Below are 25,896 nucleotides of genomic sequence, written 5' to 3'. Positions count from 1 at the left end.
TGCCTGTTTGTGTTATTGGAATCAGCTCAACTAGTGATGTTTGTGGGCCATTTGCTCAGACGCCAGTTTTGTATCGTCTAAAGGCTGAGAGCTGTAGTTGTGCAGCACTAACTGCTCACTCTCCAGATTGATAAACACCGAGCCCACAATATTGCTGTTGTCCTTCACCCAATTCTCATGTTCATGGCTGTTCAGCGAAATAGCGATCTGATTAACCCCTTTTGCTAACCACGATTGTGGAACATGCAGATTTTCTCCATAAAGCCGTTGTCGTTTAATGCCGTTAACAAACACATGCGCATGTCCCTGTAGCAGCGCTTTTTGCTGCTCGTTGGCCGTATCAGGTGCATTGAGCAGGTAATTGTCTACGGCAACGTGCACATTCACCCCATCCATAGCATCGCGAAATACCGACAATTGCATCTGTGGCACCGGATAACTGCCGATGTCTTTTGATGCATGTTGATGTATTTCCGTGCTGCCTGCATGTGATTGTTGACCTAGCAACAAACAATGGCTGAGCAGTGCGCAGAGGAGCATTGTTGATGGTAATCGAGTGTTAGTCAGTTTCATGATTAACCTCCTGCACCAGGGCCAGGGCCACCCGGTCCGCCAGGGCCACCTGCTCCTGTGCTACAGGTGGCAATTGCGTTGTCTTGTAGTTCACCGGCAAACCTGTCACCTACAATGTAAGGAAAGGCTGGGGTTAACTTGCCATCCACTTCTTTTACCGTAACGTGGTAATGATAACCTCGCTCATCGTCGGAGTGAGCATTATATTGATCCAGATAGGCACCGCCCAACGCCGTGAGTTCTGGGTCCCAATAATGATCTTCGTGATAATAACCGTTGCTGGCCACCAGTTGATTACCGGATAAAGTGGTGACTACTTCATCAAAACCCGGTCCGGCAGAAACGTCTTCAGTGCCTAAACTGACATCGTATTGATCCACCAGGGTGCAGCTTCGAGCGCCGTCGGCACAGCCAGTCGCTGAATCGGCGGAGTAATCTCGGGTAGTCCAGGAACTGATGGCAAGCACCCCATCTGCTTCCCATGGCCCATAAATCGGATAACCATCCGCGGCATAGCCATATAAAGGCGAATGACCATCAGCCTCATCACCCACCATATCGGCCAGGCAAGAGGAATAAAAATGGTGATGATAGTCGTCCATGGCAGCGTGTCCGCCACAAATATCCACATCGTAAAATTCAGCAACGGGGGCCAGGTTGTACCAATCGCCTTGATTGTTGAAGCTCATGCCATCGCCCCAGTTGTACACGGAAGAGCCATTCACCCAGAGTCCAACTTTGCCCAGTCCTGTAGTGCAATCTTCTTCTGTGGGAGTGGGGTCTTTGGGCAAGTACCCTTCACGGGTATTCTGGCCGGGACATTCGGGTCCCGGGGGCCAATAACCATAACCTGCATTGGTTTCGCAGTTGTTATTGCTGGCGTAGCCAATATCCTGGCCAAACTGAACGGTGTCCCCTACGCTGATGGTGGGGGAGCCGGTGACAAAATCAGAGGCCGCGCGTGGCCGTTCGGTGAGACCTGCCATGATATCTTCAGTGATCAATACCGCATAGTCAGGAATACCTTGAGAGGTCACCACCGTAAAATCCTGCCCGTTTAGAGTCGCATCTGCTACTGACTGCACGTTCACCATAACGCCATTGCCAGAATTGGACTCCAGAATATGGGCTGCGCGGGTTTCCTCACTATTAATTATCCAAACGCTGGCATTGCTATCCGTTGGTTCATCCGCATCATCTTCTGCGGCAGTGACGATGACAGATACGGTATCGGTAACGGCGGCATTGACGCCATCATCTACCGTTACGCTGAAGGTCAAAGTTTCATCCTCATCAACATCGGGTGCGGTAAAGGTTGTTGTTGCTGTTTCAGCATTCGTCAGCTCAACCGCGGTTCCGGCTGTTTGAACCCAAAGCACTGTATAGCTGCCATCATCGGTAATCGTTGCGGTTAAAGTGACGGTATTTCCGGGTCCTGTAGTTTGCTCAGTACCCGCATCAACACCAGGGGCGTTATCAACAGTAACCACAGTGTCAGTGCTCTGTTCGGTATCGGAGCTGGAGCCACAGGCCACCAAAACTCCAGAGGCAAATAGCATTGCCATGATTTTTGCCATTTCAGTTTTTTTCATTGGCTGCTTCCAATTGATTCATCGAAGTCCATTGTAAAAATCAATTGTGCAGGTTCGGTGCAGATTTGATGGGATTGCTGTGCAATTTGAAAGCAGTAGCTGTGCATTCCATAGGTTTAAATTGGACCTATAGCGACGCTCTTAAAGTGTTTAATCCTGAAGAGAAATTGGATTATTCGGCTTTGTAACCTATGCCATAAACGGCGTGCAATACGTTTTCCTCGGGGTAGGCATTGCTGAGTTTGCTGCGCAAGTTTTTCATGTGGCTATCTATTGTACGGGTGCTGACAATGCGCTCGTCTTCATAGCAAGTATTCATCAGTGAATCGCGAGAGAAAACTGTGCCGGGCTTTTTAATGAGGGTGCATAACAAGCGAAACTCCACAGGTGTGAGCTCCACCAGTTGTTCACCCACTTTGCAACTAAAACGCTCTAAGTTGATGTGGATGTGTTTATAGTTGATGTGCAATTCGTTTGTTGCAGATACGTTATTGCCCCGGCGTAAAATCACTTTAACTCGGGTGACCACCTCTCTTGCAGAGAAGGGTTTACACACATAATCATCGGCGCCGATTTCCAGTCCCATGAGTCTGTCTATTTCATCGACACGAGCGGTAAGCATTAATATAGGAACATTAGATTTTTGCCGTACTTCTCTGCAGATTGTCAAACCGTCTTTATATGGCAACATGAGATCCAATATTACCGCTGTCGGTGTTCTATTCAGAATCTGTTCTACCGCGTTTTTGCCATCCGGCAATACTAGTGTTTCAAAGCCATCAAGCTGAAAGAACTCCACCAGGATGTTGGCGATTTTTTCCTGGTCTTCAACAATGATAATAAGGCCATTGTGACTCATTTGTGCTCTCCAGTTAGCAAGGGTAAAGACACTTCCACTTTTAATCCGCCGAGATCTGATGGGGATGCTTCAATCTTACCACCATGGGCTTCTACCACGTTTTTACATATCGTCAGACCAAGACCTGCACCGGATTCTCTGCTGGTTCGTGAGGCATCCTGGCGATAGAGAGGGTCAAACAGCAGTGCGCACTCTTCCTCTGTTACCCCGGGTTTGGTGTCATCCACAGTGAGAATGATGTGGTTATTGTCTTTTTTCAATGTAAACATAATCTGCCCAGGTGCGTCGGTGTAGGCTATGGAATTGGCACACAGGTTACGCAGTAATTGTTCAATACGCTTAGCATCGATATTGGCCTCGAATTTGCCCTCGTCTACTTTGAGATCCAGGTTTAAGTTCTTCTCTTCTGCTTGCTTATGCATACTATCCAGGACAATTGCCAGCACATCCAGCACGCTATGTGGGCTAAAGTTGTATTTCAGGCCACCGACATCTGATAAGGATAAGTCATATAAGTCGTCTACCAGGTGGCGTAGTAGTTGTATTTCTTGCTCAAAAGACTGCAGTTGCTGTTGATCAAAGGGCCGGATACCTGCTTTGAGCATTTCAATTTCACCGGCAAGAACCGTCAGCGGCGTCCGAAGCTCATGAGAGATATCAGCAAACAAACGGTTTTTAGCACTGCGATTTTTTTCCAGGGTATCACTTAAGGAAGTAACATCAGCCATGAGTTGGCCTAGTTCGTCCCGGCGTTTTTCGGGAAATGACACCGAATAGCGACCATTAGACAATTCTGAAATACCTCTTAAAACCGCCCGAACAGGCTTTAATAATCGGGTTGCTGCGACCCAGGAAACTAACCCCGCCAACAGCAGGCAGGCAAAGGCGATAAGTAAACTGGTAACTAGCTGTTGTTCTGCGAACTTGCTCTGGGAATGGGCGGATAAGCCAGCTTTGGGCCAACTGCGCAGCTCTCCGATGGGGTTCGATTCTCCGGTTTCATCCTCCAGATATAGGGTTAATTGTATCCCCGCACCAAATGCATCAGCAGGAGTCTCGCCAAATACGAACTCGCCATCAGCATCATATAGTGCGGTGGGAGGGCCTTTTTCATCGGAGAATGCTCGTGGGTCTGCATGATGAGGTGGAGGACGGTGACGCCTGACTTCATGCGGAGGCCGTTTTTCACTCTGGCTGGGTTTGTTTCCAGCAGAATCCGAATCCCTGCGCATTCTGCTCACCAGGGAGTTCATTTCCTGAGTTTTTAAGGTCTCCCATGAGTTGCCTGCTGCCACATATTCTTGCTTCAGTTGCCCGCTTATACGCTGCAAGCGGTTCTGCTCCAGGCCGCTGATATATTCGTAGAAACCCTGTTGAAAGCTCCAACGGGCAAGTGCCAGACTCACCAAAACCACGAAGGTGATCAAGCCAAACAACGTCAAAAACAGTTTTAAAGTAATTTTCATGTTCTCAGTATAACGGGTTATTGCACTGGAGAAATGGCACCGGGGCAAACTTCAGCAGTTCTCCATGCAATCTGCACCGGATCTGCACAATTGCAGGGTACGCTGAACTGGAATCTTTTTTGTGACTGGAAAGTCTTGGGAGTAATCGATGATGAACCTTAAATCAAAATTAGTTGTGGTGGTGTTATTCAGTGTTCTTGCTGGTCAGGCTGCTGCCAAACCCGGTAAGCAAGAAGGGCAGCGAAAAGGCCCACCACCAGAAGCCATAGAAGCTTGCGCAAATCTGCAAGAGGGAGATGCGGTAACCTTTGAAACCCGCCGGGGAGATACGTTAAGCGGCACCTGCATGATGATTGATGACCAGTTGGCGGCGGTACCAGAAGGCCACAAACCCCCAGAAAGAAACTGAATTGGCTCTAGTGTAGAGTTGCTGTTGCAGCTCTTACTGGAAATGTAAATAGCCGCATCCTTGTTGAAGCGCTAAAACTAGAATTTAAAGAACCAGGCAATTTTTTACCTGGCTCTTAGCTGAAAACAATGCAGTTACTGGTTCGCCAATAGTTTTTGTTGCGCTAATACCTTTTGATTATGGGAGACCAGGCGTTGATGTTGAGTGCCCTTGGCTGCTTTTTCTAAGTCATTGCGGCTCGCCTCTAAATTTCCATTGAGAAAATGGAAAACGGCTCTGTTACTCAAAGCGATTTCTTTCGCTTTGTTGCTATTTACGGATTCATTGCAGAAAGTTTCCGCTTCATCAAGCTTATCTAACGCAATATAAGCAACACATAGGTTGGTAAACAATGGCGCTCGTTGCGACGAAACCGTGGTTAGATTTAAGGCGGCCTGGGTCTTGCGGATCCCGTCTTGATAATTACCGGTTTCGATTTCTCGTACGCCGATAACTTCCTCCGTGCTGGTTTTTAACTGCATCGCCGGGCTTTGCACCGATGCCGCCACAAACGATGTGGGCAACATGAGTAAGGTAGCAACTAAGGCGTTTTTAAATGTTTTGTTTTTGTTCAACATGGCAAATTATCCTCATTTCAACAACGTGTTGGTTGTGATCTTGCTATTGCAACTGTTATCTTTCTTGTAAAGGTTGCGGCATAAAGTACTAACTGACTTGCGGTCGATTATTGGCCATGAATTGAAAAATTACCTGACCGAGTCCTGAACAAAGACGAACTTTTTTCTGATGAAAAACTGATGGAAACCTGAGAATGCATTGTAAATTAGGTCTGATGGTGAGGAGTTTACAATGAAACCATTGACCAGCGCCTCATGCTTCATGGTGGCTGATTTTAAAATTGATCCCGGTGATAACACTATCTCGAGTGCCACTAACACCACGCATATTGAGCCCAAAGCGATGCATGTGCTATGCGTACTGGCTAGCAAAGCCGGTGAAACCGTGAGCCGGGACGAGCTCATGCAGGAGGTTTGGGGTGACAGAATTGTGGTGGAAGATGCCTTAACTCGGGCAATTTCCAAACTGCGTCACGCATTTTGTGATAGCAATGCTAAACAGCTCATTCAAACTGTCCCGAAAAAAGGCTATCGCTTAAAAGCCAAGGTGCTTTGGGACCTCAACACACCAATTTCAGAATCAGCTGCAGATTCACAAACTAATGAACCTGACGTTGATGCAGACAGCAAGGGCAATGTAGAAGAACCGAATTCTGATAAACCCGGGGTTCAGAGATATGATTCAGATTCGACCGATAGAAAATATTCAGCTAAAGGATCCCTTCGTTTCGCTGTTGGCACCTGCTTGCTGTTGCTAGTACTGATAATCGCTTTTTTCTACGCTGCAAAGTCCCCGACAGAAAAGGCCGCTTTAAGCAACGTGAGTATTGCATTATTACCCCTTAATAATGTGACGGGTGAGGCTCAGGCGGGCTATCTGGCTGAAGGGATCCCCGAAGAAATATCGGGAATTTTGTCTCGCTATAAACAGGTTACTGTAAAATCTCGATATGCTACTTATACCTATGCCAAGCGAGGTTTACCGCTCAGAGAGCTGGCTCGGGTATTGTCAGTTCAATATCTGCTTGAAGGCAGTGTAAGAAGCAATCAAGAGCAATATCGTATCGTAGTGCGACTCATTGAGGCAGAGACAGAGGAAGTGGTGTGGTCTTCGGTATTCGAAGATTCCAGCTCTGAGCTATTTGCGGTTCAAAGCGAAGTTGCTACAGGTATTTTGCAACAGATTTTACCTGGTTTGGAGGAGTTGCAAACGCCACATACTGGCTCAGATAATGTCGATGTGGTTGCGTACCAGCACTATCTGACAGGTTTATATTGGTTAATGCACGGTAAAACCAGCGAGTGGTTTTACCGTGCCGAAGCCGCATTGTTAAAAGCCATTGAGCAAGATGAACAGTTTGCCGCGGCTTATGGAAGGCTGGCTTATGTTTATGCGCGGCATGATTACCACGACGTGCACATGAAGAGTGAGCTTGCTTTGCCCAAAGCCCAACAAGCTATAGAGCGAGCCACTGAGCTAAACTCAAACGAAGTGAATGCTCACCTTGCAACCGCTATTCTGAATACCAAGGTCGCCGCGTTCGATGAGGCACAAGAGGCGCTTAATCGCGCCTTATCTGTGCAGGATAATCATCCAACCGCACTGTATCTATACAGTGAGCTGGCACTGGCCAGAAACGATTTTGCCCAAGCATTGGCGTATGCAGAGCAGGCGCGGAACATTGATCCCTTATCACCCTGGATTAATGTAAACCTGGCTATTGTGCAATATTGGCAAGGCAACTATGAAGCAGCTCTGAAAGCCCTTGAAACTGCTATTTCTGTGGACAATGAATACACATGGGCTTATGTCTGGCAGGCCAAAGTATTTCAGGTACAAGATAACATCGAAGCTGCAATCAGTAGCATGGAAACCTGTCTTGAGCTTGATCCTGCTTCAACCATTAACAGTGCCTGGTTAGGTATGCTGTATTTAGAGTCTGGGGACATAGCAAAAGCCAATGAATGGTTTGCTCATACCGCAACTTTGTATGGTGACAGTGACGATGCCCGGTTTTGGCAGAGCTATACGCGCTTTGCAGCGGGGCTGGGGAATAAAGCCGTTGTGCATAGCTTGCTGCAAAGGCTGACGTTATTAGACACTCCGCTGTTTAGTTTGCTTCCTATGCTCGGCCAAACGGCCACTAGTGAAGCGGAAATTAATTCGGTCGTCGCCACGCTGATGCAAAAGTTACAGGCGAATGGTAAAGACACGCCTTGGGTAAACATCCACAACTATCAAAGTGCTAAAAGCCTGGTAGCGCTCTCAGCAGTATTACCAGTTGAATACCGAACAGCCTTAGAACTGAAATTTGAGCTGCTTGAAGCAAAGTTACGAGATGAGTTGAAATCTCCGTAACTCCAAAAGGGAAATTTCGATATACTCTAGCGAAACTGAGTCTTTATCCATTGGATACTTTAAGTAGTGGAATGAATTCCTTGTTATGACGACTGATGCCCCAAAACGATTAAACAAGTACCTGAGCGATACGGGGGTATGTTCCCGCAGAGAAGCTGACAAACTCATAGAACAGAAGAGAGTGACCATTAACGGTAAGCTACCGGAACTGGGGACTAAAGTTGGGCCGGGCGATACGGTTAAACTGGACGGAAAAGTCATTGGAGGGGTGGCCAAAGATAAATCTGACCGTATCTATATCGCTTATCACAAGCCGATAGGTATTACCTGTACAACAGAGCGGCATGTAAAGGGTAATATCATCGATGCAGTGCGCCATAAAGAGCGCATTTTTCCGATAGGGCGTTTAGATAAACCGTCAGAAGGGCTGATTTTACTCACCAGTGATGGTGACATCGTTAACAAGGTACTGCGAGCTGAAAACGCTCACGATAAAGAATATATTGTGACGGTGAACCAACCCATCAGTGAACGCTTCTTAACAAAAATGTCCAAAGGTGTACCTATTCTTGGCACAGTGACCAAGCCTTGTCGGGTAGCGGCCAGAGGCCGGTTTGAATTCAGCATTATTCTTACCCAAGGACTGAATCGTCAGATTCGTCGTATGTGTGAGTTTTTAGGCTATGAGGTCACCAAATTAAAGCGCACCCGCATTATGCATATTCAATTGGGAAAACTGCGGCCAGGACAATGGCGCAATCTCACAAAGCAAGAGCTGCAGCAGCTTAACGATGCTGTGAAGCACTCTAAAAAAACGGCGTAGCGAGCGGCTCTTATTTCATGGTGACTTTACCCCCGACTATTTTGTAGGCCGGCGTCCCTCGAATCAGTGTTTCTCGTGCAAAGACTTGTTCGCAGCCGGGGCAGGTACATGGGGTTTTAGTGTGATCTTCTACAATCCGCTGTTTAAAGCATTTCACAAGCGCGCCTTTTCCGCCTTTCCGATATTTAAACAATATCGCTCGGCACTGTGCGCAGAAAATTTGAACCGTTCGGGTGGGGCCTTTGGGGTTGGGTTTTGCCATAAATGATATCTACCCTTAATGGATTAAGCGCAGATTGCAATTTTGTTGCCTTGACGGGGCCGTGCTATCCATTTGATAGCGACAGCTGGTAGACGGACATGCCCACTGAGCTGGCCAGGTTGAGTGAGTCGATTGTGCCCCTGCCGGCAATGGTAAAAGCATCAGCCTGCAATTCTTTGAGGCTCTCCAGTGGCACACCACGTGCCTCGTTACCAAACAGATAACATTGGTAGTTGCTAAACTCTGCGCTATTCACTTTTGCGCCTTGTAAGTCTAGGTAAGCAAATCTATCGAAGCGCTGGGGTAATGCCTTCAGGCTAATCTCCATTTCTATCGGTAAATGGAAAATGGCGCCCATGCTGGCACGCACTACTTTTGAGTTAAATGGGTCAACGCTATTGGGGCTGAGCAGTAAACGAAAACCACCGAACCACACAAGGTTGCGAATGATGGTGCCCAGGTTTCCAGGATCTTGCACTTCGTGCAAGTAAATATAGCGTTCGGTTGCTGGCACAGCCTCTTGGCTTTTCCCTGGTTTGGGCAGTGGCACAAGGGCAAGCACGCCTTGTGGTGTTTTGGTGTCACTAATCCTGGTCATCTGTTTATCGCTGATGACCTCCAAGTGAAAGTCCGCTGAGAGGCTTTGCGCCCATTCTTGTCTTGATTCAGTGACGTAGAGGCTGATGGGTTGTATATCAGCAGAACTGTTTTTGGCCTTTTGCAGTTGCAGCGCTTTTTGAAGTTCTAAAACAAGATGCTCACCTTCCACCAGATAATAGCCAAATTCGGCACGGTATTTTTTCTGATGCAGTTTTTTCACATCGTCTAGTTTCATTTTTCTGAGCCTGTTTTATGGGAAGGGTTTTGCAATTCACGCGGGCGAGTTTACAATATTCGCCCTTTTTGCGATACCGGAGCAGGCAAACTAAATGGCGCGATCAAAAACCAGTAAAAAGTGGTTGGACGAACACGTTAATGATATTTATGTGCAAAAAGCACAAGCCGATGGCTATCGCTCGCGCGCCAGTTATAAGCTGATTGAAATCAATGAAAAAGATGCGCTGTATCGCCCCGGCAGTGTGGTGGTGGATCTCGGTTCTGCGCCTGGGGGTTGGTCGCAGATTGTCGCCCCTGTGGTGGGCGAATCTGGTCGTGTTGTAGCTTCCGATATTTTGCACATGGATCCAATTCGCGATGTCACCTTTATCCAAGGGGATTTTACTGAAGAAGCGGTGTACGACGCTATTTTAGAGGCGCTAGACGGGCAGCAGGTAGACACTGTGATTTCCGATATGGCCCCTAACTTAAGCGGGGTTAAAAATACCGATCAGTATGCTGCGATGTATTTAGTGGAACTTGCGCTGGATATGGCCCGCAACGTATTGAAGCCCGGCGGCAGCTTTTGTGCCAAAGTATTCCAGGGCGTGGGTTATGACGAATACGCCAAAGACGTGCGCAGTTCGTTTGATAAAGTGATCGTGCGTAAGCCTGCCGCGTCCAGACCGCGCTCCCGCGAAGTGTATTTAGTGGGGAAAGGCTTAAAAGGTTAGTGCCCGGCTGCAATAAGGGTTACTTATTTCTTTTCATACGCTGGCTTTGCGCTTCGCGTTTTTCGGTACGTTTTTCTTTGCGATCCCGCTTATCCGGCGTTAACGAACCCTCTTTAAAACGCTGCTTGCGCTTGGCTTTGGCAGCCGCTTTTTTCTCTGATTCGGCTATCATCTCGAGTTTTTCTCGAGCTACCATCTCAGGGGTTTCCAGGCTAATACGACCCAGTTTGCCTGATTGCAGTTCGGTGAGTAGGATTTCGCAGATCTTGTGTAGATTAACCCGGCCACCTGCCATGATCGCCCCGCGCTGTCTCGCTGCGGCTTCCAGAAACTCAATTTCGGTATCAGCTATTTCGTCCAGTTTATAGCGATCTTGTAAAAGCGCCGGATAGGCCTTAATCAGATAGTCGGCGGCAAAAAAGCCCACATCATCATATTCCATAGCGGTATTTTTCACGGCTCCTGAGGCGGCAAGGCGATAGATAGAGTTGGGGTTTTCCACCTTCGGCCATAATACGCCGGGGGTATCAAACAGCACGATACCACTGCCCAGATTGATTCGCTGCTGGCTCTTAGTGACCGCAGGCTCGTTGCCAGTTTTAGCAATAATGCGGTCCGCCAGGATATTAATCAGGGTGGATTTACCCACATTGGGAATGCCGGTGATCATGGCATTAATGGATTTTACCGAGGCATCCTTTGCTGCGCAGTGCTTGCGAATCAGTCCCAGAATTTGTTTGCTTTCGGCAGGTTTCTCGTTGGATGTGGTAATAGTGAAAACACCGCGCTGACTTTCCAGCTCGTCTTGCCATTGCCGGGTAATGTCAGGATCCGCTAGATCAAACTTATTGAGGATTTTCAGACAGGGCTTATCACCACGGATTTTGGCGATCTCAGGGTTTTCACTGGAATAAGGGATACGGGCGTCCAATACCTCAATCAGGATATCCACCTGACTCAACGACTCTTTAATCTCTTTCAGGGCCTTGTGCATATGCCCCGGAAACCACTGTAACGCCACGTTTGCTTCCCATTAAATCTGAATTAACGCGTATTCTACTGTATTGCGGCGTTCATGGCACATCGGGTTCAGCAATTAACAGACATTCAGTGCTGTTTCGGTTGGCGTTTATGCACCACACAGAAATCCATGAGTTTTTAATGTTAGTTTTATTTTAAATTATTTAAGGTAGATAAATTTTGGGCTCTATCTGCCAGTGATTAATAGTATTTAAGATCCGGGTTTATCTATATTTTTAGGTAAAACATGAGCTTAAATATTTTATTCCGCCTGAATTTTTTAAAATTAGGTGATTTTTCATTGAAGAATCAGATAATTTTCATGTGTTAATTTTTAATGACACAAAAAGTTACACTTGAACTAAATATTTCTCTTTGCTAAAAAGTGAAGACAATTTCGCCCTCTTTGGGTTTTAAGGATGTGTAAAAATTTGAAAACGACAATATCTTGCTTTGTAGCAGCGCTTTGTTTTTTTAGCGTATCAGCGCAGGCGCAAACCAGTACATATCAAAAAGGCGCTGCTTATGATTGTACTGGTGTCGAGTTGGAAGATATTGATCCTGAAACCATGACCAAAGAAGAAAAAATTGCCCTCCTTGAACTTTCTCTCAACAATTCAATAGACAAATTTTCGAAGTGCATTAATAAGGTGCAAACTCAAATGGCGGCTTCTGGTGGAGGTGGCGGCGCTGGTTCTGGCTCTGGAGCAGGAGCCGGTTCTGAGGCGGACGGTAGCGGTGAAACCTCCGGTGAAGAAGGGCAAGGTTCGGACAATGCTGAAGGGCAACCCCCTGGGCAGGAAGGTCAGCAAAGTGAAGGCCAGGAAGTTGATTCAGAAAATTCTACAAGTAATGGATATGCAACCCAGACAACTCCTCAAGCTTCAGGCGCGGGAGCAAAGAATCAAATAATCCCCCCTAAGGACAATGACAATATTGTATGTATGTTGCTCTGGGACGAAATATCTTCTTCGACTGATCAAAGCGAAAAAGCAGGTTTGATCAAACAGTATGAAGATATGGAGTGTGGAGAATAAAAAATTAACAAGGTAAAGGAGAATTCACTAATGAACATAAAAAGAGGCTTCCTGGCCAACATTAATAAGTCTATTTCGGTGGTTGTTTGTTCAGCTGCCATTGTATTGAGTGGCTGTGGAACAACTGCTAAGACCCAATCTGGGCCCTTAATGGTGGGGCCTGGCTCTACGATGAACTCGGGCCCCGTACAGAGAACCTATGCCTATAATTCAGATATTTATCTGGATGTTGCTATTCCTGTATTTAATCCGGGGTTCCCGCTGGATAATACTGGTCAGATTGATTATGACGAGTTGGGAGAGCTAGATATTTGGCCTCAACTGAGGAGAGCCGAAGCAAAACGATTTGCAATCCAAACTAAAAAAGCGTTGGAAAAGACAAAGTCCTTTGGTGTTGTCAGTGTTGTTCCGAATGCAAACACTACAGCTGACGTTTTTGTACTTGGTACGGTGTTAGAGTCTGATAGTGAAACCATTGAAATAGAAACAACGGTGATGGACAGCTCAGGGGAAATTCTAGGGCAAAAAACTTTTGAACATCGCGTTTCTAAATATTTCTTCCGCGACCAGGAAAACAGCGAAAAAAATCCTTATGCTCCAGTATTTACTCAAATCAGTGACTATGTTTACGATTTGATTATTGCAATGCCTGATGAATCTAAAAAACAAATTAAGGACACCACTTTAGTTCGTTATGCTCAATATTATTCTCCAGAAGAGTTCAACCGGTATGTGAGTACATCTCTAAAGAGAAAGAACAAAGTCCAGTACTACAAGCATGAGCTGGTTGCACTCCCTGCTGATGGCAACAAAATGCTGTCGCGGATCGGAGCTCTGAAAGCTCAAGATCAACTTTTTGTAGATCAGTTGCAGAATCAATATGAGGTTTTTGACGCTAATACGCTGACGGCTTACAGAACCTGGCAGAAAGAAACCTTACCAGATGCTGTGGCTCGTCGCGAAGCAGAAGAAGAACGCAATACTAAAGCTGCAATTGGCGTTGGGCTTGGTATTCTCGGTGCTGTTTTAGGTAAAAATAGCAGTTCAACAGCTGGGAATATTGCAACTGCGGCGGCGGCGATTGGTTCTGTAAAACTTATTGCTGATTCGTTCAAAGCCAATAGTGATATGAAAGTTCACAGTGAAATTCTTGATGAACAAGGTCAAGGGTTGGATTTATCTTTAAGCCCAACTGTTATGGAGTTTAATGATAATACGGTGGAGCTTACTGGCACTGCATCTGAACAATACGAACAATGGAAGGCACACCTGAAAAACATATATGACTTAGAATCTACGCCTTCAGAGTATCTATAAAATAGGTATATCCAGACAGGCAACCTCATGTTGCCTGTCTCTACTTGACGGATTAAAGAATAAAGCATGGATCAGGAACAGGAAAAGTCCCTCCCTCAGGACGAAAAAATAAAATTGCTCACCAAAGCTGACAACGACAACAGAGTTAAATCGATGCTCTTAATGTCTGGTGTGCTTGTTGGGGCTGCTGCCTTGTATTTTCTGTCCAGTTATATAAGTAATATCAATACCGCTTCTGATGCGACTGAACATACAGAAACAGCTCAAACTTTACCTGAGTCCATCGACACTGAGACTGCACGGAACGAATTTAAAGCCGCCCTTGCGGAGTTTGAACAATCACTACAACCTTATCTCGACGCTCCCGCATTAAAGGCATGGGCGAAAGTTCCCGTGGCTCAATTGTTGGCGGACAAAGAAGAAGTCTTAGTGTATTTCGCCCAGGGAAAATATGTTCAAGCTCAACATGCTCTGACTCAACTAGAAAGCAAAGTTTCAAAACTAGTAGCTGACTGGCAAGCCGCTTTCACTGATACCCTGGCTTCTGCCCAGACCGCTTTTGATGAAGAACGAATCAATCTGGCAAGCATTAATCTTCAAAAAGCGGCAGAAATCCAACCCGAAGCAGAGTCTGTTAAAGCGCTGCAATCCCGTATTAATGCCTATAGCGATGTGAAAGAGTTTATCAATCAGTATAAAGTGGGCTTGGTGGAAAACGACCTGGAAAAGCAAGTGCTCGCTTTGAGTCAAGCATTGGCGCTGGACCCCCTGAGAACTGATTTATCACCCCTGCTGGATGCTGCGCAAAGTGCGTTGCAAGAACAAACGTTGAAATCAAAACTGCAGGCCGCGCAAAACGCGTTGATGCTGGAAGATTATGCTGCGGCTGAGAGAGCATATTCAGAAGCTGCGCAAATATCTCCCAACGACCAAGCTGTGTTAGGGCTTCGCGAGGAACTTGATACAATTGCACTGCAACAAACACTTGATGAAGCCCTTGAAGTTGCCAACGTACTCGCTCAAGAAGATGACTGGCAGCAGGTGCGGGATTATACAAACCAAGCGCTGGCGATTTTTCCTGAAAATGCCTCGTTAAACCAACTAAATGCTTCCGCTACAGACATATTAAGTACCCTTAAAACTTTGAAGAGCTACTCTAACCGTCCGCAACGTCTTACCGATAGTAATATTCGAGACGCGGCAAAAACGGTCTTAAAAAAGTCTGTCCCTCTGATGACAAGGTCTGCCACTGTGGCACAGGAAGTTAAAAGATTAGGAGCCTTGATCAGAGACATGGAGTCCACTGTTGCACTCACAGTTATTTCAGATAATCGCACTCATATTATTGTCAAAGGGAAAGGCATTATTGGTAAAACCAAAAAGAAAACTGTTTCACTAACACCTGGTAATTATATTCTTGAAGCGAGTCGAGATGGCTATCGCAGCAAAATGTTGGAAGTGAACTTATCTCCCGGGCAAAGTGATGAAACCATACATCTGGTTTGCAACGAAAAAATTTGAGCACAATGGAAAAGAATAAATGAGTAGTGCCCTTGATGAAAGACTAAAAAAAGCACAAAAAAGTGATGTGAACTTCCACTATATCAGTAGAGCCATGGGGTTGGTTGTTGTCCTTGGTTTTTTGTTTTGGCTACTACTGGTTAAAGGTTTTGTCATTTTAACGGGACCAGAAGCAGCTGTAAGTACGAGTAAAGTAACACTTGTTGAAGGCAGTGGTTATGTTTCTGGGAACAAAGTCTATTTAATTGGCACGGACGCTAAAATTGTAGTTAGCGCTGACAGATTTGAACCCGAAACAGTGGCCATTTCGGCTAACACTAGTAGTAATATCGAAGTTGTTCTGAAGCCCAGTCCTGCAACATTGTTCGCCAGTGTTAATGTTGCCGATGGTGACACTTCCTGGTATGTCGAAGGCGTTCTCAATAGTGTTGGACAGCAATTGGAATCTAGCTTAGCACCGGGCGAATATGAAATTCTGGTAGACAATCCGTATTACGCACCTTTTGTTACCTCCGTGGTATTAGAGAGAGGGCTTGAGCAAGAGTTAGATGTAACGCTTGAGCCAATAGAAGGCGTCATCACCTTGAACTCTGAGCCTGCGGGGGCAAACGTTTTTGTCGATGATGAACTTTACGGGCAAACTCCTTTGCAATTAGATGCTGAGGGAGGTGCATATAATTTCAGGCTGGAGCTACAAGGGTATGAAGCAGTTACCGATACTGTAGAGTTAACCAACCTCAATAAAATCCCAACGCGTGAATATCAATTGGCCCCAGAAAAAGGCATGCTCACAATTAATGCTGAACCTGAGTCGGGCTTGCTGACCATCAATGGCAGTACGGAAGTTTTGGGACAAGTACTCGTAGAGTCAGGAAGAGAGCATCTTATCCAGTATGCCGTCCCCGGATTTTACAGCATGAGTCGAACTATCGAGCTACAACCCGGTGAGCACAAATCCATCAGCTTTGCATTGCAACCCGAAATTGGTGAAGTAATTCTGGAAGCCAGCCATCCAGCAATGGTGTTGGCTGATGGTCAACCCATAGGTACTACACCGCTGACAATTGAAGCGCAAGCTCTCCCCATTAAGTTCGATTTTGTCGCTGACGGTTTTCGAACCGTGCAAAAAACAGTTACGCCGAAAGGAAAACAAACGCTGACCGTTAATGCAGACATGCTGACTGAATTTGAAGCTCGACGTCAGGGAGGACTGCCGCTATTTGTTTCTGGCCTTGGTATTGACATGGTTAAGTTTCGTGGCACTGCTTTTACTATGGGGTCAGCGCCCGGTGAACAGGGCCGTAGCCGTAATGAATACCCTCTTAAAGTAACCTTTAGCAAACAGTTCTGGGTGTCGCGTCATGAGATAACAGAGGCACAATACAGGGCCTATGATAGCGGTCGAGATAATACTTCATTGCCGATTACAGATGTGACTTGGCTCGATGCAGCAATGTACTGTAACTGGTTAAGTGAAAACGAGGGGTTGACGCACTTTTATCAGATCGAAAACGGACGGCTTTCGGGCATTGACGCTGCCTCTAAGGGCTACCGTTTACCTACCGAAGCCGAATGGGAATGGCTGGCTAAAAAAGCCAAGCGTGCCAAAGAGACAACTTATGTTTGGGGCAATACAGAGCGCATCCCGAACGAGATAGGAAATTTTGGAGACCAATCTATCCAAGGCTCTCAAGCTCTTATCTTAAAAGGTTACAACGATGGTTTTGTGGGTAAAGCGCCTGTTGGCAGTTATAAACAAGAGCGCGCGGGGTTATTTGATCTCGCTGGCAATGTCAGTGAATGGGTACACGATTTATACACCAACACACCGCCCAATACAGCAATCACTCACAAAGATTATTTGGGACCCACTCGAGGGCTGCAAAACGTGGTTAAAGGGGCTCATTTTAAGTCTGGTCGATTAAAAGAGTTGCGTGCTGCAAAGCGGGATTTTTCTGAGGAAAGCGCTGATACCATCGGTTTTCGCATTGCCAGATATGAGTAGTTAAAGGGACATAGAAAGATGAAAAAAAGAATGATTTGGACAATCTTGTTGATTGCAATTGGATTCACCGCTGTTGCGGCTGTAAAAGTGAGCCTTGATGCGCCCGCCACTTTGCCAATTGATATTTAAGGAGACAGTGATGAATAACATCAAGCATGATGCCAATATGAACCCCAGCCCGATGTTGCAATTGCTGTCTTTTCTCGGTCTTACTGCGCTGGTGCATTTCTTTTATCAGGGGGTCATCCTTCCCTTGGCTGAAGCTGCAATTGGCGCTCAAGGGGCGGGTGCCACAACCAACATCTGGGTGATCCTGAAAGATCCGGAACAACAGATTTGTATCACTCTTGGGTTTTATTGTCTGGGGTTGATGTACTACAAATATCGACACCTGGTCAGGCAAGAGACATTGCACACCATCGATTATCTGGATACCTATGATAAAAACGAACCTTTAGATGTTGCTGAAGCACTTGATGGCTTGGAAAAAAGTGAGTTCTGCGAAACAAGCTCCATGTCTACCTGGATAAATTGTTTGCGTAGATACAAAAATACAGGACAAGTTCAGCATGCAGCGGACGCAATCCGGGACAGTGTTGAGTCTCTGGCTGAGCAATTGGAATCGGGCAATAGCATGATTCGCTATTTTATTTGGGCAATCCCCAGTATTGGTTTTATTGGCACTGTTAGGGGGATCGGTTCAGCCTTGGCCAAAGCTGAAGAAGCTGTAGCCGGAGACATATCCGGTATGGTGGATAAACTGGGAGTGGCTTTCAATTCAACTTTGGTGTCTTTGGTTATTTCCATCATTTTGATGTATGTGCTGCACAATTTAAATAATCGTCAGGAACAAATGGTAATCAAGACTCGCAAGAACTGTGAAACCCACTTACTGACACATTTACACAAGTAAAATTTATGGCAGAAAAACGCAAAGAAGACGGATTTAACGTTGCGTTCCTGGACGTCATGGCTTGTGGTCTTGGTGCGGTAATTCTGATCCTGATTCTGGTGAAATTCACGGCTAACACCGCAGTGCCCAGTGAGGAAATAGAGCGCCTCAAAAAAGAGTTAGCGGCTACGGAAAGCCAGGCCAGTCAGATGAACAAGAGTCTTGACGAAATCAATGACAAAATTGCCATGGAGACTGCGAAATCTGAGGAGTTGGAAACCCAAATAGAAGAGTTAAAGGTACAGCAAGATGCCGTTTCCAGAGCTTTGGCGGATCAAAAAGCGGTGGTGGCCAACCTGCAACAGTCTATCGCTGCAGCGGCGCCAAAACAGGCTGACGATCCCATCAAAATTGATGGTAGTGGTGAAGAGGAATATCTACTGGGACTGAAAGTTGAAGGCAAACAAATAGGCATATTACTCGATATGAGCGCATCTATGACGGATGAAAAGCTCATTGAAATTATCAAACGTAAGATCGGCGACGACAATAAAAAACTGCAGGGCCCCAAATGGCAGCGAACAAAACGCATCGCCAAATGGATGATTGCACGTTTACCTGAAACCGCCAAAGTTACGGTTGTCGCTTTTAACGACAGTCATCAGGTGTTGGGGCTACGTCCAGTCAACAGCGCTAAGATAGGTTCATCGATGCAGGAATTGGCGAAAGACATAGACAAATTAGTACCTGCAAATGGTACCAATCTGATGCAAGGATTGAAGGCCATCAAGAAGAACATGCCCGATATGACGGATCTCTATGTGATCACCGATGGTCTACCTACCCTGTTAGACGCAGGCAGCGGATTTCGCGGCAATCGAAATTGCCAACCCAATTCAGGGGCAACAACTATTACTGGCGAATGTCGTATGTGGTTGTTCACACACACGCTAAATAACGCGCTACCCAAAGGCGTTAGAACCAATATTGTACTTCTACCTTTGGAAGGGGATTCCCAAGCGCCGGCGGCCTATTGGAATTGGGCCGATCTCACGGGTGGTTTAATGATAAGTCCGGCAGGAACCTGGCCATGAAAAAACGCGCACCAATTGAAGTTTTTAGTCTGTCTTTTCTGGATATCATCTCATGCGCCTTTGGCGCTGTGGTAATGCTGATACTGTTAGCTAAAAATGGTGATGAGGGAGAATTTAACGATGCCAATCAAATTGCAGATCTCATCCAAGCCTTGTCTGCGGCGGAACAAAGTGTCAATGAACTGCAAGGGGCGATGTCTGATCAGCTTCAAGAGTTAGCAAAGGCTGCAGCCAACTCTGCCAGTAACGCCGACGAGGCAGATGCGCTAGAGGCTGAAATTGCCCGGGCTCAAGATAATATTCAACAGTTAACGGATCAGGCATCTGGCCTTCAGGTGACTCGAGTTGAGCAACAAAGAGCGGCTATCAACGTGGGCAGGGCGACAGAACGAGATGACGAAGTGGGGGGCATACCGGTTGATAGTGACTGGGTTATATTTATTGTCGATACGTCTGGCAGTATGAAGGATTTATGGGACAAAGTACTTCGCACCATGAATGAGGTGTTAAATAGCCATCCGCAAGTGAAAGGATTTCAGGTAATGTCGGACAATGGTGAGATACTTGGGCGCAGTGCTCCGGGCTCCTGGCGTAATGATACCCCATCGCAAAGAAATGGTGTGCTCAGCGCTATGCGTCGCTGGAATGGCTCTTCCAGCAGTTCACCTGTGGAGGGCATAGAGATAGCTCTGCGCAGTTACAAAAGCAAAGCGGGCTCGCTAGCGCTCTATGTATTTGGTGATGACTACACAGGCGGCTCGTATGATGCCACGCTGAAGCTGATAAACGATCTCAATACCAACAAGCGCACCGGCAAGAAAATCGCCAGAATTCACGGTGTCGGCTTTAAACCTCGCGGTATGAGGTTGGGCGGTACTGTGTTGAAATTTTCCACCTTGATGCGAGAAGTGGCCAGGCAAAATGACGGGACTTTTTTGGCGCCTTGAAAGGATGTTAAATTCTAGAGGAAAGTGGGATCTTTGCGCCAGTTTTAGTTCTTGATTCGTATCATTTTAGCCGCTTTAGGGCATAGGACTTCTGGAGGCTTGCACCAATATCCAGTATTTTTATCAAACTGCCAACCTTTGACTCTAAGTAAGTTTCTTTCTGCATTGGTAAATGAACCCTTTATTTTTTTATGTTCTTTGCCAAAAAGCCTGGAAGCATCTCTTATTGGTTTTTTACTTCTCATTGCGTTGCGGAGAACCATGGAGTTTTGTCTCCAGTTTTCTTTGGCACTGTGTTGGTTTGGTAATTTACTTAGTAATGACTTTTCGTTTGGTTTTAATTTGTGTGGTGTTAGATGATCAACTTTTCCGATGACAGTATTTTGGTGACTTTTTGGCAATTCTAATTTCGATGCTCTAGATGATTTTTTTAGGAAGAAAGGTTTTATAGTTCCTGAGTCCACCAATGCTCCATATACCTCATGTTTACAGTCTTCAGCGCTCTTTTTCTTACTTTTACACTTTCCCATAGCTTTTTTGGTCACAGCCCTTGCTTGGGTTTCTTTTCCTTTGTATGTATGTCTTTTGATTTTTTGTTGGAAAAGATCTTCATTTGCCATCTTTCGAGATTTATTTCGTATTGAAGTTAGCTCCTTAGTTGACCTCATTCCTTTATCGGACAAGTTGCGGGCATTCAGCACCTCTTTAACTAGCTTATTGCATTGTGTTTTTGATAATCCGCTACATTTTTCAATCTCTTTCAATGCTGTCTTTCTGTCTTTTTTACTAAGTTTCGAAAGTTGTTTCTTCAATCCTTCAGAACGGCTTGCTATTTGCTCCCTAGGAAAAGAAAGGTTTTTATTAAGAGAGCTATTCTTTGTTTTTCCTTTGACAAGTTCTTGAGCTTTGTCTTTAACCCCTTGCGACAGTTTTTTTAAACACTTTTGTTTTGATTGACCCTTACAGGCTTTTTTAGCGATATTTTTGGCTGCTTGCTTCCCTGCCTTCGACTTGACTATTTTTTTTACCACCACAGGCGCCACAGCTTCCGATTCAAAAGATGTGAAACAAAGTGAAACAGAAAACAATATTAGAAAAATTGTCGCTAACTTCATCTGTAACTCCCTGTAAGCAATGAGTACCAGTGGCTGATATGTACATTTTTGTATGAATTGTAATCTACAATAATAGACAATCCTACTGAATTTAGTGAAAATAATTTTCAAATATTTTGGTTGTTTAGATTCTTCTTTGGTGAGTGCTTGTATCCTCAGATTTTTTATATGTATTTCAATGATATATTTAACAAGTATGGCAATATATGCCATGAAATAATTTGTAACATGGATAATAACGAACCTTTGTGTGTTTTAGTATTCTGACTATATTGAAGGCTAGCTTTCCCGCCATTCGGGCTGGAAAGTTTTTCGGTCAAACTATCTCAATCACATCCTTGGATGGGGGCGAAAGCAGTTACAAAAGCACTCTGCATATCCGGGGTACGGAAACAAAGGACTTTATTATGACTATTGAATTGGATATCAAAGGACTAAAAGAGGCCATTGGCCCTGTTCTTGAGCCATTGGAAGATTATAACGGCACAGATCTTCCTTATATCAACGACCTGACCCATACCATTCCGTTTAGTATTGGAGACGCCAAAGGCAGTATCGTCGGCGCAGCTGATGTGGAATTGTTTAATGCCAAAGACGATAAAGATGCTGATGGAATTTTAGGTGACAAAAGTAAAAAGCCGGATGATACCGACTTAGTCGCCGCTATCCAGTATTCCAAAGACTCTTGCTGGCTGAAATACTCTGCGGATGCACAATTAAAAGGTAATGCAGCGCAATCTCTTGCCGATCTAGATATTGGCATCGATGTCGATGCCGGTCTTTCATTGTCAGCTTATCGCTGCCACGAGCCAGAAGACAAGCTTGGTAGCGCGGTTATTTCCGACGTGGTCACTACGCCACTAATCTTTAATATCGATGATGTCCGTGCTTTAAAAGAGAACGAAGCGGTCGTAATGGATACAAACGGCACCATCAAGGCCAATGCGAGTTTTAAGTGGTCCGACATAGTTGCGCAGAATATCTCTGTATTTAGTCGCTGGCTGGATCAGGGGGAATTATTAAATATCAAAATAGACGCCTCTTTGTCCGCCAGTATAAACGTGGCTCTCTCGGGCGGATTTAAAGTTGTCTTTTCCAGGTCTAATGACGATCCTGGTCATATACAGTTAGCTATCAAAAAATCTTCCAGTTTTAGTCTTAATTCTTCCATAACCGCGCAATTGGTGGCGGGATGGCAGGATGAAGATGCATTCAAAAAAGCCTATGGCGCTTTATTAACAGGCATTTTTGACGAAGCTCTTGATAGGGTCAAAGCTATCGAAGAAGCCACTAGTCTGGATGACTTAGACGACAACTTGAAAAAAGTGGCTGAAAAGTTAATTGAGCGTTTGGGCCTGGATGCCATTAATGATGAATTGTCTGATTTGAAGGCAAAAATCGAAGCGATCAAAAAAGATGTGTTGCAGAAAATTGAAAAAATCGCAGAAGCTAAAGCCAAGCTGAGTTTTGCCTTTGAGTACTCGCGTACTTCATCAAATCAGTCTTTGGTAGAGGCAAAATTGACAGACCAAGGTCTGAATAAAGTTCACCAGAGAGCGTTGTTTGGGGACATATCGAAGGTTACACAATCCGCCGACGACAGTGATATCACTATATCGCGCTTCTTTTACCAAACCACTACGAATATCAAGTATTCCTGGGGTTTTAATTTAGGCTTTGGCTCGTGGTCTGCAATGAGTCGAAATAGTTATTCGTTTAAAACCATTGAAAACCAAAACAAGTTTGGCAATGTAAAGCTCTCAACTATTGGTATGCGGGGCTATAAGGATAAGTGGGGTGATAAACGAAATTACTATATTAGTTTCGATGCCGAGATGGAGCATTATTCTCCCGATGCAGAACCTTCACTCGACGAGTTTACGTTGGGGCTGACTCTGGTGCACGAGCAAGAAGAAGCGCGGTTGGATAAAAGAGAAGTTGAATATGTATTAGACGATTTGGCCGTGTGGGGACAAATACCAGCCAGAGAACTGGAAGAAGCAGAGGCACAGTTGCAGGAGATATTTGATGGTGCCAGCGATATTAAAATAGTGAAAATGCTCAATGTGGAACATGACGCGTTTATCGCGTTATTACCTCTCATGGCGCATTTCGATCAAGAAAAGCTATCTGAATCATTGGCTGCTGCGCTGCCAATCAATAGAAAAATATTACCTGACAGAACATTGCTGGCTGATCGTATCGACATGTACGATTTATTGTTTCAGGCCTGGTTGGAAGAGAGATTAGATTCTCCCGATGAAATGGCCAACGCCGCATTCAAGCTGCTAAAGTCAATGGGCTATAAAAAGTTAGCCAGAAAAGAACGAGATTGGCGCAAATTCGGTGTGAAGTCGCAAACCATTGCTGGCGTTCTTCAGACGCACCCTGATTTGCTCACCGACGTTAAGAAACTTTGCAAGGGATTTGACAATTTAAACCTGGCTTACCAGCAGGGGGGCTCCTATAAAGTCTTGCGTTCAGCTTTCAACCTGTTTGATGATATGGGCGAGCACGCCTTCTACAATCGGTTCTTTGCCAACTATGTCACGCTTTGTGCAACTGAATTGGCTGACCTGTCTGAAGGCGTTTCTGTTTCGGTAAAATTTGAATTTACCAAAGACGGTGAACAACAGGACGTTGTGTGGAAAATGCAATAAGCCAGTGATATCCGGGCTTTAATGTTTGGCATGACTACTCAGTGAACTAATTTGCGAAGTGGTTGTGCCTCAATGAGAAAGAAAGTTTTGGAAGCGAGTAGCTGCTCGCTTCCGATATATTTATCTCTTCGTAAATAAAGCGACTAAAACACCCCGTTGTCATTTTCAATATTGCCGCCACTCATTAAGGCATAAAAGCGCATAAAGCTGTCCAGCGCTTGAATTGAGTCCCAGTGCTCTACGATCCGGCCATCTTCAAGGCGCCAAATATCAACAATGTTCATACCTTTTTGATCATTGCCCCTGTGTTCTTTTTTTAAAGTTGCATGGGAATGGAATATCACCCGGTCGCCATCTACATAAATATGTTTTACATCGTAGGAATAGCCCGGGTAATCGCTGACAAACTCCTGTAAAAAGCCTACAAGCCCGGTGATTTTGTCCGGCAGGTTGCGATTGTGCTGCACGTAAGCACTATCGTTATAGTTTTTAAGGATGTAGTCAAAGTTGTGGTTATTCATTAAGTTCTGCACAAAATCCGCTACGGTATTAACGTTTTTCCGTTCTTCGGCAGACCAGTTTGATTTTTGTAATGCGTGCAAGTTAATTGTGGGTGTGTCGTTGTTTTGTGCCGATAATGCAGCGCTCATCAATAGCAGCGCGATTGTAAATACAGATTTTAACATGGGGCTCTCCAAGGTATAAATAATTAATGCTAGTTACTAATGTATACTATGTTAAGATATAAATAATTGGCTTGCAATTAGGCACAAAAACAGAGGTAAGTTACATTTTGGTAACCTATGGCCAGCGAAAATCATATTTAGGAGATAAAGGTAGTGGCAGAAAAAAATGAGCGACGAGTATTCCATAACAACGAAGATTGCCCGATCCGCAATGTGATCGCCCAAATTGGCGATAAATGGTCGATGTTAATTTTATTTGCGCTGGTGGATGGTGAGGATCGTTTCAATTCTTTGAAGTCTCGTATCGTGGGCATATCACAGCGCATGCTGACTCAAACATTAAGGGATCTTGAGCGCGAAGGTTACGTGAATCGAACAGTATTTCCCGAGGTACCTGTCAGGGTGGAATACGAGCTGACAGAAATGGGTAGGGAGATAGTGAAGCCCCTTTATCAGCTGGTCTCCTGGGCCGACGATCATCATGATAATATTAAACAAGCTCGTGCCGCCTATGATGCAGCAGAGTGAGTAATTTTTCTATTTGATTTGGCCTGGTGCAAAACCCAAAACACTCTTCATATCAAACTGTGTGATGCGGCACACAACCCATTGTGTGCGCAAATACATTCCTGCCATCCATTTTAAGGCTTCCTTTCTCGACAATAGTTGAAAAAAATTACCGCTAGATCTCAATTCTTCATTGTGCTATTTTCATGTGGTCTGTCCAGTTGAGGTGTCAAATATTTTGATATTGAATCTGTATAGATGTACTGAAAAATCTATTTTTTGAGTGTTTAAAGGAAATATAAATGGAAAACGTAAAAGAACAACTGATGGAGCAGTCCAAAGTTGAACTTATCGACTCAGCGCTACTTAAAAATGTAGCCGGAGGTAATTGTGGTGAGCCTACTGGATGTGACGGAAGTTGCACTGGTGGCTGCAACGACAACTGCTCGGATTGGGTTGAAACCTGTGGCCTGGACGATTGCGCTGACTGGTGTGGTCGCTGGAGCAACTAGGGCTCTGTTAGCTACTTTAAGGAAGCAAAGTCAGTAGCGCGCACTGGCTTTTATAGCTTCATTCATTAAAAAT

At 45.2% G+C, this 25,896-nt stretch carries 24 protein-coding genes; 14 read left to right on the top strand and 10 right to left on the bottom strand.

Features of this window, described 5'->3' with window-relative positions:
* Positions 1–30 precede the first annotated feature (30 nt).
* The 4 genes from ACXAGP_RS04650 to ACXAGP_RS04635 form a co-directional block, all read right to left on the bottom strand.
* Entirely contained in the window at positions 31–573 is a 543-nt protein-coding gene (locus tag ACXAGP_RS04650) for a hypothetical protein (protein WP_475259844.1), read from the bottom strand.
* A 2-nt stretch (positions 574–575) separates the two neighbouring features.
* Positions 576–2,165, bottom strand: a complete 1,590-nt coding sequence (locus ACXAGP_RS04645) for a YHYH protein (protein WP_475259843.1) — start codon at positions 2,163–2,165, stop codon at positions 576–578.
* 172 nt (positions 2,166–2,337) lie between these two features.
* Positions 2,338–3,024, bottom strand: a complete 687-nt coding sequence (locus tag ACXAGP_RS04640) for a response regulator (RefSeq protein ID WP_475259841.1) — start codon at positions 3,022–3,024, stop codon at positions 2,338–2,340.
* Complete coding sequence (locus ACXAGP_RS04635; protein WP_475259840.1) at positions 3,021–4,490, bottom strand: ATP-binding protein; 1,470 nt, start codon at positions 4,488–4,490, stop codon at positions 3,021–3,023. The genes ACXAGP_RS04640 and ACXAGP_RS04635 overlap by 4 nt, the downstream gene beginning before the upstream one ends.
* Positions 4,491–4,638: 148 nt before the next feature.
* On the opposite strand from ACXAGP_RS04635, the gene ACXAGP_RS04630 reads away from it, so the two are divergent.
* Positions 4,639–4,899 (top strand): hypothetical protein, encoded by a 261-nt coding sequence (locus ACXAGP_RS04630; protein ID WP_475259839.1) that lies wholly within the window; start codon positions 4,639–4,641, stop codon positions 4,897–4,899.
* Between the two features lie 134 nt (positions 4,900–5,033).
* Here ACXAGP_RS04630 and ACXAGP_RS04625 read toward each other — a convergent pair whose 3' ends face one another.
* Positions 5,034–5,516: a hypothetical protein gene (locus ACXAGP_RS04625; RefSeq protein WP_475259838.1), complete on the bottom strand. Its 483-nt coding sequence runs from the start codon at positions 5,514–5,516 to the stop codon at positions 5,034–5,036.
* Positions 5,517–5,748: 232 nt separating this feature from the next.
* Between ACXAGP_RS04625 and ACXAGP_RS04620 the strand changes: the two genes are divergently transcribed.
* Positions 5,749–7,875, top strand: coding sequence for a winged helix-turn-helix domain-containing protein (locus ACXAGP_RS04620; RefSeq protein WP_475259837.1), 2,127 nt, complete (start codon positions 5,749–5,751; stop codon positions 7,873–7,875).
* 85 nt (positions 7,876–7,960) lie between these two features.
* Entirely contained in the window at positions 7,961–8,698 is a 738-nt protein-coding gene (rluF, locus tag ACXAGP_RS04615) for a 23S rRNA pseudouridine(2604) synthase RluF (RefSeq protein WP_475259836.1), read from the top strand.
* A 10-nt stretch (positions 8,699–8,708) separates the two neighbouring features.
* Here rluF and ACXAGP_RS04610 read toward each other — a convergent pair whose 3' ends face one another.
* Both ACXAGP_RS04610 and ACXAGP_RS04605 read right to left on the bottom strand, forming a co-directional pair.
* Complete coding sequence (locus ACXAGP_RS04610) at positions 8,709–8,960, bottom strand: hypothetical protein (protein ID WP_475259835.1); 252 nt, start codon at positions 8,958–8,960, stop codon at positions 8,709–8,711.
* A 64-nt stretch (positions 8,961–9,024) separates the two neighbouring features.
* A complete protein-coding gene (locus ACXAGP_RS04605) occupies positions 9,025–9,795 on the bottom strand; it encodes a TrmH family RNA methyltransferase (protein WP_475259834.1) in 771 nt (256 codons plus the stop codon).
* 94 nt (positions 9,796–9,889) lie between these two features.
* On the opposite strand from ACXAGP_RS04605, the gene rlmE reads away from it, so the two are divergent.
* Positions 9,890–10,510 (top strand): 23S rRNA (uridine(2552)-2'-O)-methyltransferase RlmE, encoded by a 621-nt coding sequence (gene rlmE, locus ACXAGP_RS04600; RefSeq protein WP_475259833.1) that lies wholly within the window; start codon positions 9,890–9,892, stop codon positions 10,508–10,510.
* A 19-nt stretch (positions 10,511–10,529) separates the two neighbouring features.
* On the opposite strand, the gene ylqF is transcribed toward rlmE, so the two are convergent.
* Entirely contained in the window at positions 10,530–11,531 is a 1,002-nt protein-coding gene (ylqF, locus tag ACXAGP_RS04595; protein ID WP_475259831.1) for a ribosome biogenesis GTPase YlqF, read from the bottom strand.
* 418 nt (positions 11,532–11,949) lie between these two features.
* Between ylqF and ACXAGP_RS04590 the strand changes: the two genes are divergently transcribed.
* From ACXAGP_RS04590 to ACXAGP_RS04560, 7 genes are all read left to right on the top strand, one after another.
* Positions 11,950–12,567: a hypothetical protein gene (locus tag ACXAGP_RS04590; RefSeq protein WP_475259830.1), complete on the top strand. Its 618-nt coding sequence runs from the start codon at positions 11,950–11,952 to the stop codon at positions 12,565–12,567.
* A 30-nt stretch (positions 12,568–12,597) separates the two neighbouring features.
* Positions 12,598–13,884, top strand: a complete 1,287-nt coding sequence (locus ACXAGP_RS04585; RefSeq protein ID WP_475259829.1) for a hypothetical protein — start codon at positions 12,598–12,600, stop codon at positions 13,882–13,884.
* 66 nt (positions 13,885–13,950) lie between these two features.
* Positions 13,951–15,405 carry a hypothetical protein gene (locus tag ACXAGP_RS04580; protein WP_475259828.1) on the top strand — a complete coding sequence of 485 codons (1,455 nt, stop codon included), beginning with the start codon at positions 13,951–13,953 and terminating at the stop codon, positions 15,403–15,405.
* Positions 15,406–15,424: 19 nt separating this feature from the next.
* Positions 15,425–17,410, top strand: a complete 1,986-nt coding sequence (locus ACXAGP_RS04575) for an SUMF1/EgtB/PvdO family nonheme iron enzyme (protein ID WP_475259827.1) — start codon at positions 15,425–15,427, stop codon at positions 17,408–17,410.
* A gap of 139 nt (positions 17,411–17,549) precedes the next feature.
* Positions 17,550–18,323 carry a MotA/TolQ/ExbB proton channel family protein gene (locus ACXAGP_RS04570; RefSeq protein ID WP_475259826.1) on the top strand — a complete coding sequence of 258 codons (774 nt, stop codon included), beginning with the start codon at positions 17,550–17,552 and terminating at the stop codon, positions 18,321–18,323.
* Between the two features lie 5 nt (positions 18,324–18,328).
* Positions 18,329–19,396, top strand: coding sequence for a VWA domain-containing protein (locus tag ACXAGP_RS04565; RefSeq protein WP_475259825.1), 1,068 nt, complete (start codon positions 18,329–18,331; stop codon positions 19,394–19,396).
* Positions 19,393–20,343, top strand: coding sequence for a hypothetical protein (locus ACXAGP_RS04560; protein ID WP_475259824.1), 951 nt, complete (start codon positions 19,393–19,395; stop codon positions 20,341–20,343). Before ACXAGP_RS04565 ends, ACXAGP_RS04560 begins: the two co-directional genes overlap by 4 nt.
* A gap of 44 nt (positions 20,344–20,387) precedes the next feature.
* Here ACXAGP_RS04560 and ACXAGP_RS04555 read toward each other — a convergent pair whose 3' ends face one another.
* Positions 20,388–21,458, bottom strand: coding sequence for a hypothetical protein (locus tag ACXAGP_RS04555; RefSeq protein WP_475259823.1), 1,071 nt, complete (start codon positions 21,456–21,458; stop codon positions 20,388–20,390).
* Positions 21,459–21,865: 407 nt separating this feature from the next.
* On the opposite strand from ACXAGP_RS04555, the gene ACXAGP_RS04550 reads away from it, so the two are divergent.
* Complete coding sequence (locus ACXAGP_RS04550; protein WP_475259822.1) at positions 21,866–24,118, top strand: hypothetical protein; 2,253 nt, start codon at positions 21,866–21,868, stop codon at positions 24,116–24,118.
* Between the two features lie 143 nt (positions 24,119–24,261).
* Here ACXAGP_RS04550 and ACXAGP_RS04545 read toward each other — a convergent pair whose 3' ends face one another.
* Positions 24,262–24,804: a nuclear transport factor 2 family protein gene (locus ACXAGP_RS04545; protein ID WP_475259821.1), complete on the bottom strand. Its 543-nt coding sequence runs from the start codon at positions 24,802–24,804 to the stop codon at positions 24,262–24,264.
* A gap of 153 nt (positions 24,805–24,957) precedes the next feature.
* Between ACXAGP_RS04545 and ACXAGP_RS04540 the strand changes: the two genes are divergently transcribed.
* Entirely contained in the window at positions 24,958–25,332 is a 375-nt protein-coding gene (locus tag ACXAGP_RS04540; RefSeq protein ID WP_475259820.1) for a winged helix-turn-helix transcriptional regulator, read from the top strand.
* A gap of 281 nt (positions 25,333–25,613) precedes the next feature.
* Positions 25,614–25,823, top strand: coding sequence for a hypothetical protein (locus tag ACXAGP_RS04535; protein WP_338290728.1), 210 nt, complete (start codon positions 25,614–25,616; stop codon positions 25,821–25,823).
* Positions 25,824–25,896 lie beyond the last annotated feature (73 nt).

Source organism: Planctobacterium sp. AWM4_229 (assembly GCF_056160305.1).
The sequence above is the reverse complement of the archived record's forward strand: the minus strand, read 5'-3'. Positions and strand labels throughout refer to the sequence as shown.